21 protein-coding genes are annotated in these 18,725 nt (G+C 47.9%); 10 read left to right on the top strand and 11 right to left on the bottom strand.

The window, feature by feature from the left end; translation table 11 throughout:
• Nucleotides 1–121: 121 nt before the first annotated feature.
• Entirely contained in the window at nt 122–1,066 is a 945-nt protein-coding gene (gene trhO, locus M3630_RS09430) for an oxygen-dependent tRNA uridine(34) hydroxylase TrhO (protein WP_173609443.1), read from the top strand.
• 138 nt (nt 1,067–1,204) lie between these two features.
• Entirely contained in the window at nt 1,205–2,656 is a 1,452-nt protein-coding gene (locus M3630_RS09425; RefSeq protein ID WP_251251907.1) for an amidase family protein, read from the top strand.
• Nucleotides 2,657–2,721: 65 nt separating this feature from the next.
• On the opposite strand, the gene M3630_RS09420 is transcribed toward M3630_RS09425, so the two are convergent.
• The gene (locus tag M3630_RS09420; RefSeq protein ID WP_251251906.1) at nt 2,722–3,171 is read right to left on the bottom strand and encodes a hypothetical protein; all 450 of its coding nucleotides are present in this window, start codon (nt 3,169–3,171) and stop codon (nt 2,722–2,724) included.
• Nucleotides 3,172–3,410: 239 nt separating this feature from the next.
• On the opposite strand from M3630_RS09420, the gene M3630_RS09415 reads away from it, so the two are divergent.
• The gene (locus tag M3630_RS09415; protein ID WP_251251905.1) at nt 3,411–4,157 is read left to right on the top strand and encodes a class I SAM-dependent methyltransferase; all 747 of its coding nucleotides are present in this window, start codon (nt 3,411–3,413) and stop codon (nt 4,155–4,157) included.
• A gap of 124 nt (nt 4,158–4,281) precedes the next feature.
• Here the strand turns inward: M3630_RS09415 and M3630_RS09410 are convergent, their stop codons facing one another.
• Entirely contained in the window at nt 4,282–5,646 is a 1,365-nt protein-coding gene (locus M3630_RS09410; protein WP_251251904.1) for a D-serine ammonia-lyase, read from the bottom strand.
• 163 nt (nt 5,647–5,809) lie between these two features.
• Here M3630_RS09410 and M3630_RS09405 point away from each other — a divergent pair, with 163 nt between their 5' ends.
• From M3630_RS09405 to M3630_RS09395, 3 genes are all read left to right on the top strand, one after another.
• Nucleotides 5,810–6,301: an NUDIX hydrolase gene (locus tag M3630_RS09405; protein ID WP_285860368.1), complete on the top strand. Its 492-nt coding sequence runs from the start codon at nt 5,810–5,812 to the stop codon at nt 6,299–6,301.
• Between the two features lie 18 nt (nt 6,302–6,319).
• Complete coding sequence (locus M3630_RS09400; RefSeq protein WP_173609448.1) at nt 6,320–6,772, top strand: GNAT family N-acetyltransferase; 453 nt, start codon at nt 6,320–6,322, stop codon at nt 6,770–6,772.
• Between the two features lie 84 nt (nt 6,773–6,856).
• Complete coding sequence (locus tag M3630_RS09395; RefSeq protein ID WP_251251902.1) at nt 6,857–7,657, top strand: VOC family protein; 801 nt, start codon at nt 6,857–6,859, stop codon at nt 7,655–7,657.
• A gap of 66 nt (nt 7,658–7,723) precedes the next feature.
• On the opposite strand, the gene M3630_RS09390 is transcribed toward M3630_RS09395, so the two are convergent.
• The 3 genes from M3630_RS09390 to M3630_RS09380 are packed head-to-tail and all read right to left on the bottom strand — an operon-like array spanning nt 7,724 to nt 10,191.
• Nucleotides 7,724–8,842: a YheC/YheD family endospore coat-associated protein gene (locus M3630_RS09390; protein WP_251251901.1), complete on the bottom strand. Its 1,119-nt coding sequence runs from the start codon at nt 8,840–8,842 to the stop codon at nt 7,724–7,726.
• A gap of 59 nt (nt 8,843–8,901) precedes the next feature.
• A complete protein-coding gene (locus tag M3630_RS09385) occupies nt 8,902–9,810 on the bottom strand; it encodes an RluA family pseudouridine synthase (protein ID WP_251251900.1) in 909 nt (302 codons plus the stop codon).
• Nucleotides 9,811–9,843: 33 nt separating this feature from the next.
• Entirely contained in the window at nt 9,844–10,191 is a 348-nt protein-coding gene (locus tag M3630_RS09380; RefSeq protein ID WP_173609452.1) for a thioredoxin family protein, read from the bottom strand.
• Between the two features lie 150 nt (nt 10,192–10,341).
• Here M3630_RS09380 and M3630_RS09375 point away from each other — a divergent pair, with 150 nt between their 5' ends.
• Both M3630_RS09375 and M3630_RS09370 read left to right on the top strand, forming a co-directional pair.
• Nucleotides 10,342–10,560: a hypothetical protein gene (locus tag M3630_RS09375; RefSeq protein WP_173609453.1), complete on the top strand. Its 219-nt coding sequence runs from the start codon at nt 10,342–10,344 to the stop codon at nt 10,558–10,560.
• Nucleotides 10,561–10,694: 134 nt separating this feature from the next.
• Nucleotides 10,695–11,282, top strand: a complete 588-nt coding sequence (locus M3630_RS09370; RefSeq protein ID WP_251251899.1) for a class F sortase — start codon at nt 10,695–10,697, stop codon at nt 11,280–11,282.
• A gap of 28 nt (nt 11,283–11,310) precedes the next feature.
• Here the strand turns inward: M3630_RS09370 and M3630_RS09365 are convergent, their stop codons facing one another.
• Complete coding sequence (locus M3630_RS09365; protein ID WP_251251898.1) at nt 11,311–12,198, bottom strand: LysR family transcriptional regulator; 888 nt, start codon at nt 12,196–12,198, stop codon at nt 11,311–11,313.
• Between the two features lie 114 nt (nt 12,199–12,312).
• Between M3630_RS09365 and leuC the strand changes: the two genes are divergently transcribed.
• Complete coding sequence (gene leuC / locus M3630_RS09360) at nt 12,313–13,743, top strand: 3-isopropylmalate dehydratase large subunit (protein WP_173609828.1); 1,431 nt, start codon at nt 12,313–12,315, stop codon at nt 13,741–13,743.
• Nucleotides 13,740–14,324: a 3-isopropylmalate dehydratase small subunit gene (gene leuD / locus M3630_RS09355; RefSeq protein ID WP_251251897.1), complete on the top strand. Its 585-nt coding sequence runs from the start codon at nt 13,740–13,742 to the stop codon at nt 14,322–14,324. Before leuC ends, leuD begins: the two co-directional genes overlap by 4 nt.
• Before the next feature lie 74 nt (nt 14,325–14,398).
• On the opposite strand, the gene M3630_RS09350 is transcribed toward leuD, so the two are convergent.
• The 5 genes from M3630_RS09350 to M3630_RS09330 all read right to left on the bottom strand — a co-directional run bounded on the left by M3630_RS09350 (nt 14,399) and on the right by M3630_RS09330 (nt 18,724).
• Nucleotides 14,399–14,905: a GNAT family N-acetyltransferase gene (locus M3630_RS09350; protein ID WP_251251896.1), complete on the bottom strand. Its 507-nt coding sequence runs from the start codon at nt 14,903–14,905 to the stop codon at nt 14,399–14,401.
• Nucleotides 14,906–15,020: 115 nt separating this feature from the next.
• Nucleotides 15,021–16,679, bottom strand: coding sequence for an AMP-binding protein (locus M3630_RS09345; RefSeq protein WP_251251895.1), 1,659 nt, complete (start codon nt 16,677–16,679; stop codon nt 15,021–15,023).
• 141 nt (nt 16,680–16,820) lie between these two features.
• Nucleotides 16,821–17,297, bottom strand: a complete 477-nt coding sequence (locus M3630_RS09340; RefSeq protein WP_173609458.1) for a hypothetical protein — start codon at nt 17,295–17,297, stop codon at nt 16,821–16,823.
• A 126-nt stretch (nt 17,298–17,423) separates the two neighbouring features.
• Nucleotides 17,424–17,915, bottom strand: a complete 492-nt coding sequence (locus M3630_RS09335) for a YajQ family cyclic di-GMP-binding protein (RefSeq protein ID WP_047069044.1) — start codon at nt 17,913–17,915, stop codon at nt 17,424–17,426.
• A 20-nt stretch (nt 17,916–17,935) separates the two neighbouring features.
• Nucleotides 17,936–18,724 (bottom strand): SDR family oxidoreductase, encoded by a 789-nt coding sequence (locus tag M3630_RS09330; RefSeq protein WP_251251894.1) that lies wholly within the window; start codon nt 18,722–18,724, stop codon nt 17,936–17,938.
• Nucleotide 18,725 lies beyond the last annotated feature (1 nt).

Here is an 18,725-nt window from a genome sequence, read left to right as displayed (position 1 = left end):
AGCACCGAATTTCATAAAAACCTCACAAATCCCTTTCTTTTTCAGCGCTTTTAACAATGGAATGTGGTATAATCACCGTTGCATCTAAAATCACAATTGAAAAGAAAGGTGGAATTGTACCTTGCAAGTACAAAAACCATATCGCATTTTGTTGTATTACAAGTATACTCCTATTGAAAATTATGAGGAGTACGCAGCCGAGCACCTGCAATTTTGCAAGGATAACGGGCTGAAAGGGCGGATTATCGTAGCTCCGGAAGGCATTAATGGAACCGTATCCGGAACGATTGAGCAAACCGACGCCTACATGGAATATGTGCGAAAAGATCCACGTTTTAGTGATATGTGGTTTAAAATAGATGAGTCGGAAGAACATGCGTTCAAAAAAATGTTTGTGCGACCGAAAAAAGAGCTTGTAACCTGGCGTTTGGAAGAGGATGTTGATCCGAATAAATTAGTCGGCACCTATCTGAAACCAAAAGAATGGTATGAAATGATGCAGGAAGAGGACGTCGTGATCCTTGACGGTCGCAACTACTACGAATACGATTTGGGACATTTCCGTGGTGCGATTCGCCCAGAAGTTGATTCATCCCGTGAGTTCCCTGAGTGGATTCGTGAAAACATGAGCCAATTCAAGGATAAAAAAGTCCTCACCTACTGTACAGGCGGTATTCGTTGCGAAAAGCTGACAGGTATATTGCTGCAACAAGGTTTTGAAAATGTTTACCACCTTGAGGGCGGAATTGTCACATATGGAAAAGATCCAGAGGTCCAAGGACGCCTGTGGGATGGAAAATGCTACGTGTTTGACGAGCGCATCTCTGTGCCGATCAACCATACAGAAGAAGACGTCGTCATTGGCCGTTGCCATTACTGCGGGACTGTGGAAGACCGCTATGTAAACTGCGCCAACCCATTCTGCAACAAACAGCACTTCTGCTGCACAGAATGCGAGACAAAATTCAAGCGTTCTTGCTCCGATGAATGCCGTGAGCACCCTCGCAACCGTTATGTAGAAGCGGAAGAAAATGCGAAGCTGCAAGCCACTGGATCAAACGCATAATACGAACACAGACAAGCTGATTCTCTCGTAGAGTCAGCTTGTTTTTTTATTGGCAAAAGGCTCACACTCCCTCTCTTTCCCTTTACCTGAATTTGGTACTATAATAAAAATCAAATCATTCGTAAAAGGGGATACATTATGTCAGAGATTCATGAAACGAGCATACTCGAATGGCAAGCTGCAATGACAGCTGGAACCACGACTTCCCGGGAACTTACCCTCGCCTTTTTACAGCGGATTGCCACCTACAACAAACAAGGCATCCGAATCAATGCCATTTGTGAGCTAAATCCAGATGCACTGGCGATCGCAGAGTCACTGGATCGGGAACGAGCGGTGTCAGGCAGTCGCGGACCGCTTCATGGAATCCCTGTACTGATCAAGGATAACATTGCGACCTCTGACAAGATGCACACGACAGCTGGAGCCCTAGCTTTGGCTGATTCGTTTGCCTCAGCGGATGCATTTGTTGTGACAAAGCTCCGAGAGGCGGGCGCCGTTATTTTAGGAAAAACAAATCTAACGGAATGGGCTAACTTTGTCTCCTATAATATGCCCGATGGCTACAGCTCTCGCGGTGGACAAGTGTTGAACCCATACGGCCCTGGCGTACTCGATGTAGGCGGGTCTAGCTCCGGTTCAGCTGCTGCGATTGCCGCAGGTTTTGCCGTTGTGGCAGTCGGCACAGAGACTTCCGGGTCGATTCTCCACCCAGCCGAGCACAATTCGCTTGTGGGAATCAAGCCTACTGTTGGCTTAATTAGCCGTTCGGGTATCATCCCGATTTCACATAGCCAAGATACAGCCGGACCCATGGCGAGAACCGTGACAGATGCAGCTATTTTGCTTGGCGCGCTTACTGGTATCGATGCAAACGATCCGGTAACTGGAAAAAGCGAAGGTCTAAGTCATCCCGATTACCTCCCCTTCCTCGATGCAGATGGATTGCGGGGTGCGCGCATCGGCGTTGTACGCTCCAGTTTTTTGGCTGAGTGTGAAGACGAAGAAATGGCCTTGTACGAAGCAGCTATAGAAAAGCTCAAAGAGGCTGGTGCAACTGTCATAGATTCGGTTACCATTCCTACAGAAAATGCCAACTGGGACATCCATGTTCTCGTACATGAATTCAAGGTTGGGGTAAATGCATACTTAAAAACCTTACCCGCCTCCTACCCGATTCGCTCCTTACAGGATGTCATCACTTTTAATCGGGCACATGAGGAACAAGCCCTGCTTTATGGGCAAGCGTTATTGGAGGAATCCGAGCAAACCAGTGGCACACTGACAGAGCCGGAGTATCTGGCTAATCGCCTGTTCGATTTGGAAATGTCACAAAAACAAGGCCTTGATGCTGTCATGAAGGAGCACGAACTCGATGCCCTCCTGTACCCCGGCAGTACGGGTTATGCGATCCCAGCCAAAGCTGGTTACCCCTCGATTACGGTTCCGGCTGGCTATACTTCCGCGGGCAAGCCATTTGGTATCATGCTTACTGGATTGGCATTCCAGGAACCTACTCTACTTCGTCTAGCCTATGCTTATGAGCAAGCAACTCGACTGCGCGTAGCTCCGGATATGACGAAAGCGTAAAGGAAGCACTCTCCTATCCAGCAAAAAACGCATGAGACCTTTTGGCCCCATGCGTTTTTCTTTTTCTACATGGTCTTGCTTTCTTGCTCCGCTTTACCGAGTCGGTCCTGGAACAGCTTGCTCAATTGACCGATATTTACTTCCCATTCCTCATCCTTGTAATAAACAGTCGCTTTGGATTCGCCTTTTTTCCCTACGATACGAATACTCGTTGTCTTCACTTCATAGGTGCCATCTTCCTTGAAAGAAATTTCCGCATCCTTAAGCTCTTTGTCCAATACCGGAGTAATCGTCTTATCGACGACTTCCTGTGTCGCTACGGCTGCCTGGCGTCCCATTTGGATCACTTCTTCAGGACTGAATTGGAAAAACAACACGAGCACAACACCAATAATAGCTGCAAGCGAAATGATTCGAATGATACTTCGCACCACCCATTGGGCAGCCATGATGATGAGTATGATACCTAGCGCAATCGGCCAGTAATCTTTGATCAGTTGAAGTATTTGGTCCACGTCTATCCCTCCTTCGATTTCAGTCTCGCCCAAAAATACCGAAACCAAATCTTCTTACAGAAAAAAACCGTCACAGCAAAGCGGACGGAATCGCGAAAATGGGTTGTCTCTCACTAATTCTCGTAAAAAAAGCAAACTCCTGCTCTCATTTTCAATCGTTTTAAACGAATAATTGACATCATGATCATCCTTTATCCATAATAGGGAATCCGAGAAAAATTGGAAACGGGTGATAGAGGATGAAACAAAATCTGTACGATCAACCGGATTTTTATCAGGACTATCAAAAACTGCGTCTGTCCGGTCAATCGGAGAATGACATTATCGAACAGCCTGCCTTTCGCGGATGCCTCCCCTCCCTAAAAGGATTGCGTGTACTCGACCTCGGGTGTGGTGGCGGACAGTTTGCCAGGTACTGTGTGGAGCAAGGAGCACGTGAAGTGATTGGTGTTGATCTCTCGCACAATATGCTGGAGTATGCGCAAACGAATAACAGTCATAGAAACATTCGATATCTGCATGGCTCCCTGGAGGACATTGCGCTTGCTGATCATGACTACGATCTCATAACGAGCTCTCTCGTCATGGACTACGTTCGTGACTATGAGCACGTGATCAACAAAGTAAGCCGCGCCTTGCGCAACGGAGGACATTTCGTTTACTCTACCCTCCATCCGCATATTACCGCTCGCAAAAAGGTCGAGGGCTGGGTACGCGATGAAGAAGGACAGAAGCATTTCTGGCCCTTGGACAACTACCTGGAAGATGGAGAACGTGAAATGTACATGATGAACGGCAGAAAGGCCCTTTTTTACCACCGCTCCATGTCCACTGCCGTCAATACGTTAATCCGAGCGGGACTTACCCTGCAAGAGATCATCGAGCCAACCTGCACGCCAGAAGGACTCCGCTTGCAGCCGCATCAGATTTCAGAAGTAAGAAGACCAACGTTTATTATTTTCAAGACCCAGAAGACTTTGAAATGAATGAGCAACAGCCCGGAGAAGTGCTCCGGGCTTTCTGCAACATTTCGATGCTTATGAATAAGGCGAGAATGTGAAAACAGAATCGAGTTGACATAATAAATATTATGTATTCATAAGCAACGAGTTATCTTTTTCCATTCTCACCCAGAGCTTTCGCATAATATTCTTCTTGAATATACGCAGGCACCATACTCCCACCCGTCGCCCATACGATGTGGGTCGCTTTTTTCATTTTTTCCATTAGACCTTGCTTTGCCAAATAATGACGCCCTGTCTCCTGCTGAAACAATCGAACAGGTCCTGGCATTCCAGCCAATGCCGACGGCTCCAATCGAATGGACTCGTGATCGCGCAAGGCACGCAACAAAGCATATAGCTCTTCGTCGTCCACTGTAAACACGCCACTCAGCAAGTCCTCCATCATTTTTCCTACAAATCGAGAAGGACGCCCAACAGCCAGACCATCCGCCTCTGTCTTGTTATCGATTCCAAAGTCTTGAACGGAAACTTTGTCATGCAGTCCTGTCATTAAACCTAGCAGCATGCAGGGAGAATGAGTAGGTTCTGCAAAAAAGCAATGAACATTGTCTCCGTAGATAAGCTTCAATCCGTACGCCACACCGCCAGGACCTCCCCCTACCCCACACGGCAGGTAGACAAACAGCGGGTGATCGCTATCTACTGTAATCTGCTGCTCCTCTACCTGTTTCTTTAATCGTCCGGCTGCTACCGCATAGCCGAGGAATAGACGCTTGGAGTTCTCATCATCGATGAAATAACAATTCGGATCGGCCTCCGCCTGCTTTCTTCCCTCTTCCACCGCTTTCCCATAATCCGATGCGTATTCAACTACATGGACCCCTTTTGCCCGCAGCAATTCCTTTTTCCATGCTTTAGCGTCTGCTGACATGTGTACGGTGACTTGAAAACCTAGCTTTGCGCTGATGATCCCGATGCTCAAACCGAGATTTCCTGTCGAGCCTACTGCAATGGAATAACGGGAAAATAGTTCGCGGAACGCTTCCGAGGCCAAAATAGCATAATCATTGTCCGGTTGCAGCATCTGGTGCTTTTGAGCCAATTCTTCTGCATGTGCCAGCACCTCGTAGATACCGCCACGCGCTTTGATCGACCCTGCAATAGGCAAATGGCTGTCGCATTTTAACCAGAGATTCCCCTGTATATTCAATGCAAAACGAGACTCCAGGTACTTTTGCATCTCTTTAATCGGTACAAGTGGAGACTCGATTAGTCCGCCAGATTCTTTCGTCTCGGGAAAAGCCACTTGAATGAACGAGCCAAAACGCCGCAAGCGTTCTTCTGCATCCTGGACTTCCTCTGGCGAAACGGAGAGAGTTGCTTTTGCGATCTCGTCATAGCATGGGTTCGTCCAGAAAACTTCTTCTGTCTCCATCATGTTATGGAGAAGCGGATATTTCATTTTCCACTCCTCTATTGTTAGCCCTTCTACCTTTTCATTGTTTCCCATCTTGAACGAACCCCCTATTCATTCTTCCACTCTTCTTTGTTATTATAACGAAATATTACAAAACTTCTGTTGGAAAACCAAATAAAAATAACTGATGATTGCACTCATTTGATACAATGGTCGTGTTAAAGAAGTCGACTGCAACAAAAAGGAAAGGGATAACATGTATCGCTATACCATATGCTTTCTCAAACATAGAAATGGAATACTCATGCTGAATCGCAATAAATCACCGTTAATGGGGCTTTGGAATGGCGTAGGCGGTAAGCTGGAGCACGGAGAGACTCCACTGGACAGTGTCCTTCGCGAGGTTCGGGAAGAGACGGGCATTTTACTAGAAACCGCTTGCTACAAAGGAATTGTCTCTTGGCTAGTCGATGGAGTTGAAACAGGCGGTATGTATGCATTTCTCGCTCATCTTCCGGAAGACTACGAGCGCTCTCAAACCCCACAGGTAGTGGAAGAAGGCATCCTTGACTGGAAAGAGCTAGCGTGGATCTTGGACCCTGACAATGCTGGCGTCCCAGAAAACCTTCCCATATTTTTACCATACATGTTGGAAGATGCCGAACCTTGTCGGCATATCTTTACGTACAAAAAGAACCTGGTTGTCAACTACGAAACAGCTCCATTGCAAAAGCCAGTAACAACTTGAATCGGAGGAGAAACACGGATGGAAATTCGCAAGCTTGCAGCACAGGAACAACCACCAATGGATTTACTCTTATTGGCTGACCCCTCTGTCAGATTGGTGGAGGATTATTTACAAAGAGGTCATTGCTATGTCGCTGTTCTGGAGGAGAGCATCGTAGGTGTCTACGTCTTGATACCAACCAGACCGGATACGATTGAACTCGTGAATGTTGCAGTCGATGAAGCGTATCATGGCAAGGGCATTGGCAAAAAGCTCGTTCTTCATTCCATAGCAGTAGCCAAATCTCTCGGTTATAAGACAATCGAGGTTGGAACAGGGAATTCTAGTGTGAGTCAGCTCGCCCTGTATCAAAAGTGTGGATTTCGCATGAATTGGATCGATCGGGACTTTTTCTTGCGGCATTATGAGGAAGAGATTTACGAAAACGGGATTCAGGTGATAGATATGGTTCGCCTCTCCCAAGATATTTGAGAAGATTGTCTAGCAACAGTGTGAACCGAATGAGTATACATAATTTATATTATGTTATCTTTTTATAGGAAAAGGTGATGGCAGGTGATTACGCACTTTTCTAAATTAACCTTACGAACGGTGTCCATCCAAGGAGTTCACCAGGTTTACGCAGACCGTCTCGGTTTTCCGATTTTGTCTCAATCAGACAAACAGATTACGTTTCAAGTCACACCCGATTTTCGTTTAACCTTTGAAGAAGTGTATGAACCAATCTCCCCCGCCCATATTACTTTTCAAGTGCCTTATACCCTTTTTCATGAATCAGCGAAAAAGATCAAAGAATCTGGTCTGTTGATTGTTCGATGGGAGGATGGGCATGACATTGATCAGGAAAAAGGACGGATGAACCTGTATTTCCGCGATGGAGACGGGAATCTTCTTGAGATTATTGCCCACGACTATGTGTCAGAAAAGGTCATTATGCCATCCACTCCCCTGCACATTTTGTATTTACGGGAAGTGGGCTGTCCCGTAGAAAGTGTGCCTGTTTTTACGCAATGGCTAAAATCGAATCTAAGCCTGAAAACTTACGAGGATGGCGAAATTTTTAACTTCGTCATCGGGGGAACGGCACATATCGTAGCCACATGGAAAAAAAGACCTTGGATTCCCATTGCCATGAAAGCGCTACCACCAAAAATGCACGTGACTTTTGGAACGCCTGACCAAACGTTCCTGCAAAAGGTGCGGAGGCGCTTTGAAAAAAGTAACGTCCTCTTCCATTCGGATGCTCATGAGCTTACATTCGTCCGGGAAGGGTACTCTTTTTCTGTTATTCATACACCCGATTTCGCCCCTGACATCCCGAGCAAATTGCAATTACCGCTTTCCATCTCCACCTAGCAATACAGCGGCAGACGAGGACTGGCTTCATGCATTGTCCCTGGCTGCCGCTGTTCTTTTTTCACACTATCCTCTGGCGACTTTTCTCTTCAACAGTGGCTCGCGACCTTCGCGTCCCTGTGTTTTGGCTAGGTAGATGGCGTATTCAAGCGGGCGAGTAATGGCATTCTTGTACTGCTCCATTGCCCCCATCTCCCGGAAAATTTCCCGAGCTGGTTTGGGATTCACTTCGATCAGCCACGCACGACCCTCTACATCGATGCCAATATCTAGTCCAAATTCAACCATCCGTCCAAAATGATCCTCGAGGGTTTCCGCTGTTTGAAAAGCGAGCTGCTCGCAATCATGCACGATCTGCGCGGTACGTTCCTCCCCAAACCTCGGTCGGAGAAATACCGATACAGGAATCGCTTTTCCGCCGCCATGCAGATTAGAGGTGGCACTGCGCTCTGGACCTACGCGAATCCCATGGCCTGTAATGCTCCATTCTCCCTGCCCATTCTTTTGAATCAAGAGACGCATGTCTACTGCCCGCGAAGGAACCAACTGCAAACGAAGCCCTTGCTGAACGATGTATTTCTCCTGTCTCGTCCAACGATCTACCCATCTCTGGGCAGCGGCTTTGTCTTTTACTACTGTGGACACTTTCGCCCTTTGCTTGTTCCGGCCGAGCAGTCGAAGTTCGTCGCCACGCTTTTCAATGGACAGGATGTTTCGTCCCCCTGTTCCATTGAGTGGCTTTACGTAGAGCAATGGATGCTTGCCTAGCATGTTGGCCAAGCTGTGTCGGTTGTACAGGTGCGTCTCCGGAAGCCACCGATGCATTCTGGGGTTCCGATGTAGCACCTCATGTACACGCCATTTGTTTGCCAAGCGATTGTTTGCGTACAAAAAATTACTCGTCCGCCGAAAGGCCACATAGTTCTTAAACGATTGTGTCGGTGTATAGCGGTATCGGTCGAAAACAGCGTCTGGACGGTCAAATATCCTTGCTTGCCAGCCGCCACTCTTCCCCGGGACATACCCTCTCACCTGTTTGCCGGCTCCAAGTACATCGTTTGGTGAAAACAGGAAAACGGTACAGCCCAGTTCTTGTCCAGCCTTGAGCAGTCGCCGAAAATAGGTTGGCTCTGCAAAACGTTTGCCTTCCCGCCAAGTCAAGATGCCGATTATGGGTCGTTTCAAAAGACCACCCTCTCTCGTTTCCTCCTTGGCAGTTTATTCAGTCCGTCGTCAAATGGCGATTATCTCAGCTTCTTTTCCAAATGAAACAGATCGAGTGGCAACGGAGCCGTGACTTCGATGACTTCTCCTCCGAATGGATGCACAAATTTGAGCACTGCTGCGTGGAGCGCTTGTCGCTTAATGAGTTCACGCTTGCCACCATACAGTTCATCCCCTAAAAGCGGGTGCCCAATATGACTGAAGTGAACGCGAATTTGATGGGTTCTCCCGGTCTCTAATTGACATTCTACTTTCGTAGCTGTTTGAAAACGTTCTTTCACCTGATAATGGGTAATCGCTGGGTCGCCGTTAGGTGTGACCCTTCTGCGGGTCCCATGATTCCGATCTTTCCCGATCGGTTCATTAATTTTTCCGCGCTCTTTGGGCATTCGCCCCGAAACATACGCGACATATGTACGCTTGATTGTGCGTTCACGCAGCATTTCATCTAAAAGTGCAGAGGCCCACGCATGCTTCGCGTACAGGACGACGCCTGACGTATCTTGATCCAGTCGATGGACATGACGGACCTTTGCCTCCAAACCCGTACGGAAAAAGTGCCCCGACACAAGATGATCCAACGTCACATGATGATAGCGTTCGGTCGGATGCAACAGAAGACCAACCGGCTTATTCACGATGAGCAAATGATCATCCTCGTACAAGATCTCCGGTGCTTCACTGGCCGGATCGAGCCCCAATGGCTCAGGCTTGCACATCCGCAGGCGAATTTCCTGCCCTGCTTTTCCAGCAACATGCTGAGCAACAGGTGCACCGTCCAGTAGTACTTCTTTGTTTTGGAATAAAAGATGGACCTGCTTGCGAGGCAACTTCCACACTTCGCGCAGCAGGTTCCCAATCGGGATAGCACCGTCATTGTCTCGTAAATGAGCAACGAGCCATTCCCCTTCTTTTTTCATGAATAACATTTCTGTCTATCTCCCTGTTCGATGTTCATGCAATTATGCTTGCTCGAGACCTTTACTGACTTGAATGGCACGGTCCAGGAAATGCTCGATCTCCTCACGACTCTTTCCGAGCTTGCTTACGAAGCGAACCAGTTCTTTTCCATTATGGAACGCAATAAAGCTTGGAATCCCGAAGACATCGTACTTTTCGGACAGGTCCGGGAGAGTATCACGGTTGACTTCGATCATATCCAGCTGTTCTTTGTATTTTTCCTCCACGGCAGGCATGAATGGATCAATCCGATGACAATCTGGGCACCAATCCGTGAAGAATTTGACGATGACTGGCTTGGTTGCTGCGATTACTTGCTCGAACTCAGCTTCTGTCTTAATTTCTCTCATGTTATCTTCCTCCCAGAATGATTTGGAAATAGTGTACCACAGGTGTGGGCTGTTTGGGTCGTTTAGGAGAAACAATTGCCATAACTAACAAACGAGCAAACGGAAATCCTATTGGTTGTAAGCAAATAATTTTTAAGGAAGGTGCTACTCATGAAAAAATTCGCTGCTTTGTTGATGGTTGCATGCTTGGTAACTACTGCAATTCCTGTATCTGCTGAGACTCATGACGGTCACAAGAAACACCACAAGGTACAAACAAAAGCGCATCATATGAAGACCAAAGCTCACCATATGAAAACCAAGGCACATAAAGGCAAAGTGCATATCAAGGCTATGCCGAAAACCGGTATGGGTGGAGCAAGCAATTAAAGGGGGAGCTTCCCCCCTTTTCTTTGCAGCCTATGAAAAAACTGCTCGGGTCCCTACTATTCATTAGTTTGGTTACAATTGGTTGCGGCCATACAACTAAAGAACCTGTCGAAGCTCCAAAAATTGCAAGTACCATGCAAAAACCAGCAGGGCCCATTCATATCAAACAAACGGTTACCGTTTATGGTCCCTCGCTGCCCCCTCAACCGACGTTCCTTCCTGCCCCTCCTCTTCCAGACGGAATCATGCCAACCCTTCTACATATTCCAAAACTGAACCTTCAAGCTCGTGTAGAACCGGTTGGCGTTTTACCGAATGGGCAAATGGACGTCCCAAAGGCTTTTGATCGCGTCGGTATTTTGGCGCCATGGACAAAGCCCGGGATGAAGGGGAATGCGGTGATCGCCGGCCATTTTGATCATTATACGGGTCCAGCTGTTTTTTACCATCTGAAAAAACTAAAGCCCGGCGACAAAATCAGAGTGCGTGAAGCAAAAGGAAGGACGCTAACCTTCCAGGTTCGCAAAGTAGAAAGCTTCCAGACAGCCGAGGCCCCCATCGATCAGATTTTCGGGAAGGCTGAGAGCTCCCATCTGAATTTGATTACCTGCTCCGGCAAATTTAACAAGAAAACACAGGAACACGCTCAAAGGCTCGTCGTCTTTTCCGAACTTGTTCAAGATACAAAACCGCAAGATGAAAAACCCAGTGTTCGCAAATAACTGCGGCGACTGGGTTTCTTGTTTGCCTTTATATTTTCCCACCCTGCTCAATGAGACATCGTACAAACGCTTCAGCCGGGCGTGACAGCGGTTTGTCCTTACGATACGCCACGACGAGTGTGCGTGAAGGTTTTGTTTTTATCCGAACATAGATTGGCGGTTCGATCGTTCCGGGTGCGAGTGTAATCATTTTCGGTGCAAACGACAACCCCATGCCTGCTGCAACAAGTGACTGAGCCGTCTGGATGTTTGAGCTCTCAAACACGATTCGCGGTCGGAATCCCGCCTGCTCACAGAGCCGAAGCGAGATCGTGCGGAAACCTTGCCCCTCTTTTAACAGGATAAAAGGCTGATCGGCTACCTCCGCGAGATCGACTTCTTTTCGTTTCGCGAGCGGATGATTGGCTGGTACCGCCAAAAAGATTTCTTCGTTGATTGCGGGGATGATTTCCAGAGACGGATCACTAATGGGCATGGTTAATAGACTGACGTCAATTTTCCCCCGCACAAGTAGCTGCTCCAAATGACTCGACGTTTCCTCCATCAATTGCAGCTCGACACCTGGAAATTGCTGTGTAAACGTAGGCAACACCCTTGGAAGCACGTACGCCCCTGTGATCGGTAAACTTCCGACTAACAATTTGCCACTTTCACCTACGGCATAAGCGCGCATTTCCCTCTCTAGCCCCTCTGACATGTCGACGAGCGTTTGCGCCACCTGTATGAAGCGTTGGCCCGCATCAGTCAGTTCTACGTGCTGCGGCAAGCGATGGAACAAGCTGACACCGAGTATTTTCTCCAGCTTCGCAATTTGTTGACTCAACGACGGTTGGGCCAAATGTAATCGATTGGCTGCACGGGAGAAACTGCGTTCTTCCGCAACAGCAAGTACATAACGAATTTGTCGTAACTCCATATAGACCTCCCGATAGGCAAAAACTATCCTTCTTATAATTATTATATCTTTGAACTATTCTCTTTGCCATGTTACAACCTTGTTAAGAGTTTTTGAACGAAGGAGGAAAACATGATGACAGCCCGTACGATGTTTGAAAAGATTTGGGACAATCACGTTATTCACGAAGAGGCAGGCAAGCCGAGCCTTTTGTATATCGACCTGCACCTGGTTCACGAGGTGACTTCGCCGCAAGCCTTTGAAGGACTCCGCTTGGCTGGCCGCAAAGTACGCCGTCCAGAGCTTACCTTCGCAACCATGGACCACAACGTACCGACTGCTGACCGTTTTAATGTCAAGGATCCAATTTCTCGTCAACAAATGGAAACCTTGACGGCGAACTGTGCAGAGTTCGGGATTACACTCGCGGATCTGAACAGCCCGGATCAAGGGATCGTCCACGTCATTGGTCCTGAGCTCGGACTCACACATCCAGGCAAAACAATTGTCTGCGGTGATAGCCACACCTCCACTCACGGAGCATTTGGTGCCCTCGCCTTCGGTATTGGTACCAGTGAGGTGGAGCATGTACTCGCAACACAATGCTTGCAGCAATCCAAACCAAAAACGATGGAAGTACGCGTAAACGGCGACCTGCCATTCGGTGTCAGTGCAAAAGATTTAATTTTGGCGATTATCGCAAAATACGGAACTGACTTTGCAACTGGCTACGTCGTAGAATACACAGGTGCTGCGATCCGCAACCTGACCATGGAAGAACGCATGACGGTATGCAACATGACGATTGAAGGTGGCGCTCGTGCTGGCTTAATCGCTCCTGACCAGACTACGTTTGATTACCTGAAAGGCAAGCGTTATGTTCCGCAAGGGGAAGATTTCCTTGCAGCTGTTGAGGCTTGGAAAGAGCTGTGCACGGACGAAGGCGCTGTGTTTGATGCCTGTGTAGAAATCGAGGCAGCTGAGATAGCACCGCAAGTGACATGGGGAACGAGCCCTGGTATGGGGACGAACATTACGAGCACTGTTCCAAGTCCTGAGTCATTCGAGACAGCCGCACAGCGCAAAGCGGCCCAGGATGCTCTGGCGTACATGGACCTTGCCCCTGGCACTCCCATGAGCGAAATCAAAATCGATCGCGTCTTTATCGGCTCCTGTACAAACGGTCGGATCGAAGACTTGCGAAAGGCAGCCGAAGTGGCAAAAGGACGCAAGGTCTCCCCTTCCGTACACGCGATGGTCGTTCCTGGCTCTCAGGCAGTTAAGCAGCTCGCTGAGCAAGAAGGCTTGCACCTCATTTTTCAAGAAGCAGGATTTGACTGGCGCGAATCTGGTTGCTCCATGTGTCTGGCAATGAACCCGGATATCCTGTCCGAAGGTGAGCGTTGTGCTTCTACCTCAAACCGGAACTTCGAAGGACGTCAAGGACGCGGCGGACGGACACATCTGGTCAGCCCGGAAATGGCAGCAGCAGCAGCTATCGCAGGTCACTTCGTAGATGTTCGTGAATGGAAAAACGAGAACGCTAGCAAGGAGGTCTTCCAATGAATCCATTTGTCATCCACACCGGAGTGGTAGCCCCACTCGATCGTGTAAACGTAGATACGGATGCAATAATCCCTAAGCAGTTCTTGAAGCGCATTGAACGCAGCGGTTTTGGTCAATTCCTGTTCTATGAATGGCGCTTTACTGTCGATGGTGCGCCCATCGATTCGTTCATTCTGAATACGCCTGCGTACAAGGAGTCTACTGTCCTTCTTGCCCGCAACAATTTTGGCTGTGGCTCCTCTCGTGAGCATGCGCCATGGGCACTCCTTGATTATGGCTTCCGCTGTGTGATTGCTCCATCCTTTGCGGACATTTTTTACAACAACTGCTTCAAAAACGGCATCCTGCCGATCAAGTTGAGTGAAGAGCAAGTCGATGAGCTGTTCAACCGTGCCGAAAACAAGCCAAACTACCAGCTGACCATCGATCTGCAAGAACAAGTTGTTCGTGACAGTGAAGGTCTCTCCTACCCGTTCGAGGTAGACGCCTATCGTCGCTACTGCCTGCTGAATGGTCTCGACGATATTGGAATTACGTTGCAGTATGAAGATAAGATCACTGCATACGAGGCAAGCCGATAAGCTTCCATCCATAGCGTAGCGCATAGAAAAAGCGAAGGCATCCGCTAATGTGAGCCTTCGCTTTTTCATGTTTTCTATAAAAGAATATACATGTGGCTCTCATCAAAGTATTGATCGCCATTTTTCAGTGCACGCTTTTCTAACCCATATGGAATAAAGCCCATTTTCTCATAGAGACGGATGGCAGCCGGATTGGTCGTGACGACAGCGAGTTGTACCGTATCAATATCTCCCCGCTCCTTTAAGTAGGCAAGTTCTGCCTGCATGAGCGCTTGTGCGACACCTGTCCCGCGATACACTTCACAAACGTACATCGAGATGATAGAAGCTTTGTGTCTCGCTTTTAGCCCTCGGTGGCGGAAAAAACCGATGATGCCAGCCAGATGTCCTTCCACAAATGCACCAAAATAGCCGCTATCGCCTGAATCCCCTTGAGAAAGTCTTTGCCGCCACTCTTCCATCGATACCTGCATAGCCTCTTCATAGGTAGAGCCGAATGCGTCTGGATCTGTTTGCAGCCCTTCCAGTCTAATCTTTACCAACTCTTCTGCATCTTCTGGTCCCAAAAATCTGATTTCCATGCTTGGCTGCACCTCTCCTATTTTGATTTCCACTTATCTTAGTCAAGAGTTGCTCGAAAGTAAAGAACTATCTAAAAAAGCGCCAGGAGCATCTCCTTAGCGCTTGAACCTCATCCTATGCAGTTCCCGTATGATTTGAATTGCTTTGTCCAAACAGCTGTAACGCTTGCTCCCGCAGCTTGAACTTTTGTATTTTACCGGAAGCGGTCATCGGATATTCGTCTACAAACTGTATGTAACGGGGAATTTTGTAATGAGCAATTTTCCCTTCGCAATAGTCCCGCACCTCATCCTCGGACAACGTCTCGTTGGGCTTTACCCGAATGCACGCCAATACCTGCTCTCCGTATTTGGCATCCGGTATACCTACTATCTGGACGTCCAGCACTTTTGGATGTGTATAGAGGAACTCTTCTACTTCACGAGGATAAATATTCTCCCCTCCGCGTATGATCATGTCTTTAAGCCTGCCTGTAATCTGATAGTAGCCTTCTTCATCGACGGTTGCCAAGTCTCCGGTATGTAGCCAGCCTTCGTGATCGATGGCCTTGACTGTCTCCTCTGGCATATTGTAATAGCCCTTCATAACCAAATATCCTCGCGTACACAGTTCGCCTTGTACACCTGGCGGCAAAATGTCACCTGTCGCTGGATCGATGATTTTTGCTTCTACTTCTGCATGCAAACGACCGACAGTGGATACTTTTCGCTCGAGGGAATCTTCTGGTACAGTCTGTGTGATGACAGGAGAAGCTTCCGTTTGACCGTACGCTATCGTAATGTCACGGATTCCCATTTGATCGACGACCTTCTTCATGACCTCAATCGGGCATAAAGAACCAGCCATGATGCCTGTACGCAGCGAGCTGAGATCTCGCTCGGCAAACGTCGGATGGTTCAGCTCGGCAATAAACATCGTGGGCACACCGTACAGTGCTGTGCAGCGTTCGGCCTCCACAACCGCAAGTACAACGCCGGGATCAAAGGCGATGACAGGAACCATCGTTGCACCTGTCGCCACACATGCCAAGGTCCCCATCACACAGCCAAAGCAGTGGAAAAACGGAACCGGAATGCACACCTTATCCTCTAACCCGAGCCGCTGACATTCCGCTACCTTGATGGCATTGTTGACGATATTGACGTGCGACAGCATGACTCCCTTTGGAAAACCAGTCGTGCCGGATGTATACTGCATATTGATAACATCATCAGGTGAAAGCGTCGCCTGGCGTGCCATCCGCTCTTCTTCGGTGACCCGTGAAGCACGCTCGAGCAAATCACTCCACGAAAACATTCCGGGTTGTCGCTCATTCCCTAGATAGATGATATTTTTTAAATGCGGAAGCCTTTTGGATTGTAACGCTCCAGGTTCACATGTCTGTAACTCCGGGCAAATCTCCTGAATCATGGCAAGATAATTTGCATCGCGATAGGAATCCATTAAGAGAAGCGTCGTCGACTCTGATTGACGCAGCAAATATTCCAGTTCATGCACCCGGTAACTCGTATTAACCGTTACCAGCACTCCACCCATTTTCGCTGTGGCAAATTGCGAAATCACCCATTCAGGCACATTGGTCGCCCAAATCGCGATATTATCCCCTTTTTGAATGCCAAGAGACATAAATCCCCGCGCTGCCTGATTGCATATCGCTTGAAATTCTCCAAACGTATAGCGAAGCCCTCGTTCGTGATAAACTAGAGCCTCCTTTTCCTGATACTTACTAGCTGTGTCGTCTAACATGTTGCCGATTGTGGTCATATGAATCATACAAGCACCCCCAAAACATTCAGACTATTCTGTAGGATTCTTCCTTTCCGCCACAATCCCTTCTTTTTCTCGTGTTCCTTGATAAAATGCGATTTCTCCTCCCAAAAAGAAAAGCGTCCCTTTTGTGGAACGCGATCTGTTTTACTTCACAACGATTTTTTTCGTAGTTTCTATCTTGTATGGCAGATGGTTGCTGTAGTTGAGCTCTACGCGAATTTCATGCTCTCCCTTGGGCAACTTTTTCAGTAAAAACTCTGGTTGATAAATCATCCCTTTTGGTTCGCCATTCAGGTATAAATGTGCGTGTCCCTCTCCAAAAACTGGGGCTTCGGCCAATTCGCCATTATCCTGGACAAACGTGAAGTTCTCCGTTAGCAAGGATACTTCTGCCGTCGTCCCATCCACCTTGACCGCCATATTCAGCGCAGGCTTTTCTGACCCTGCTGGCTGGTTCACGGGAGCCGTCGCTGTAACAGAAGCAGTTGGATCTGACGGTCGATAAGAGTCCGAGACGCTCAGGGGATCTTTGACCAAAAGTACGATTCCCGCCACCAGTGCTACAAGAAAAACAATTCCGCCTAAAATGAGATTGCGCATACTGATAATAAAGACCTTCATGTCTCTACTCTCCCTTTCGCAAGTGCTTGTCACTTATTTGTACATGCATATGCGAGAGTGAAGAGAGTTAGAAGCAAAAACTTTTCTAGTAGTCACTGCTCAAAAAGTTGGCTTTTCAGCAAGTAGTTAGCGATAGTTAATAAATTGTACTTCCAACGGCAGATCAGCCTTGCGAATTGCGTTGATGATTTGCTGCAATTCGTCTTTGCTTTTTCCTGTCACACGAATTTGATCGTCTTGAATCTGTGTTTTCACTTTGAGTCCTGTATCTTTGATGATGCTGTTGATCTTTTTCGCATTGTCTTTGTCGATCCCTTGCACCAGCTTGACACGCTGACGGACAGTGCCGCCCGCTGCCGGTTCAATTTTGCCGTAGTCGAGGTTTTTGATCGGGACATCCCGTTTGACGAGCTTGCCAAGCAAAATATCTTTTACCTGACTGAGCTTGAAGTCATCATCGGAGACGAGGACGAGCTCTTCCTTTTCCAAGGAGATACTGCTCTTGCTTCCTTTGAAGTCAAAGCGATTTTCTATTTCCTTTAATGCGGTCTGAATCGCATTGTTCACTTCGGACAACTCTACTTTGGACACGATATCAAATGAGCTCTCTTTACTCAAATGAATTCTCCTCTCTTTTATTAGATCGCGCGGATCAAACCACCATCGACGAGAAAGGATTGACCTGTCACGTAGCTGTTTGCTGGCGAAGCCAAAAACGTCACCATGCGAGCAAACTCGTCAGGCTGACCGTATCTGCCCAATGGGATTTGCTTCTCCCAATTTTCCCTTGCTTCATCAGCACTGATGCCCTTCGCCTCTGCGGTAAACCCATCCAGTTGTGCCACCCGATCCGTCGCAATTCTGCCAGGTCCAATGGTGTTAATCAGAATCCCATCTGGTCCGAGTTCTGAAGAAAGCGTCTTGGAAAGGCCCAATACCCCTGTACGAAACGTATTGGAAAGAAGTAAATTCTCAATCGGCTGTTTAAAGGACGAGGAAGCGAAGTTGATGATTCTGCCAAATTGGTTCGCTCGCATATGGGGCAACACAGCACGAATAGCACGTACATAGCTGAGCAAATTTAGCTGGAAGGCTTGCATCCACTGTTCGTCGGTGAGCTGATCGAATCTGCCTGTTGCAGGCCCACCTGAATTGTTAATTAATATATCGACGCTGCCAAAATGCTTGACTGTTTCTTCCACAACTCGCTTGATATCTTCCTCCTTTGTCACATCCACTGTTACGGCAAGAGGTGATTTTCCAGTAGCCTGTTCGATCTCAGCTCGAACGATTTCCAGAGTAGCTTCATCTCTACCGCATATCGTGACATTCGCTCCTTCTTCGGCGAGGCACTGGGCTGTTGCCTTGCCCAAGCCTTTTGACGAAGCGAGTACGAGAGCCGTTTTTCCTTGCAAAAATAGATCCATA

It is taken from the genome of Brevibacillus sp. MER 51 (assembly GCF_023714195.1).
GTDB lineage: Bacteria > Bacillota > Bacilli > Brevibacillales > Brevibacillaceae > Brevibacillus.
The sequence above is the reverse complement of the archived record's forward strand: the minus strand, read 5'-3'. Positions and strand labels throughout refer to the sequence as shown.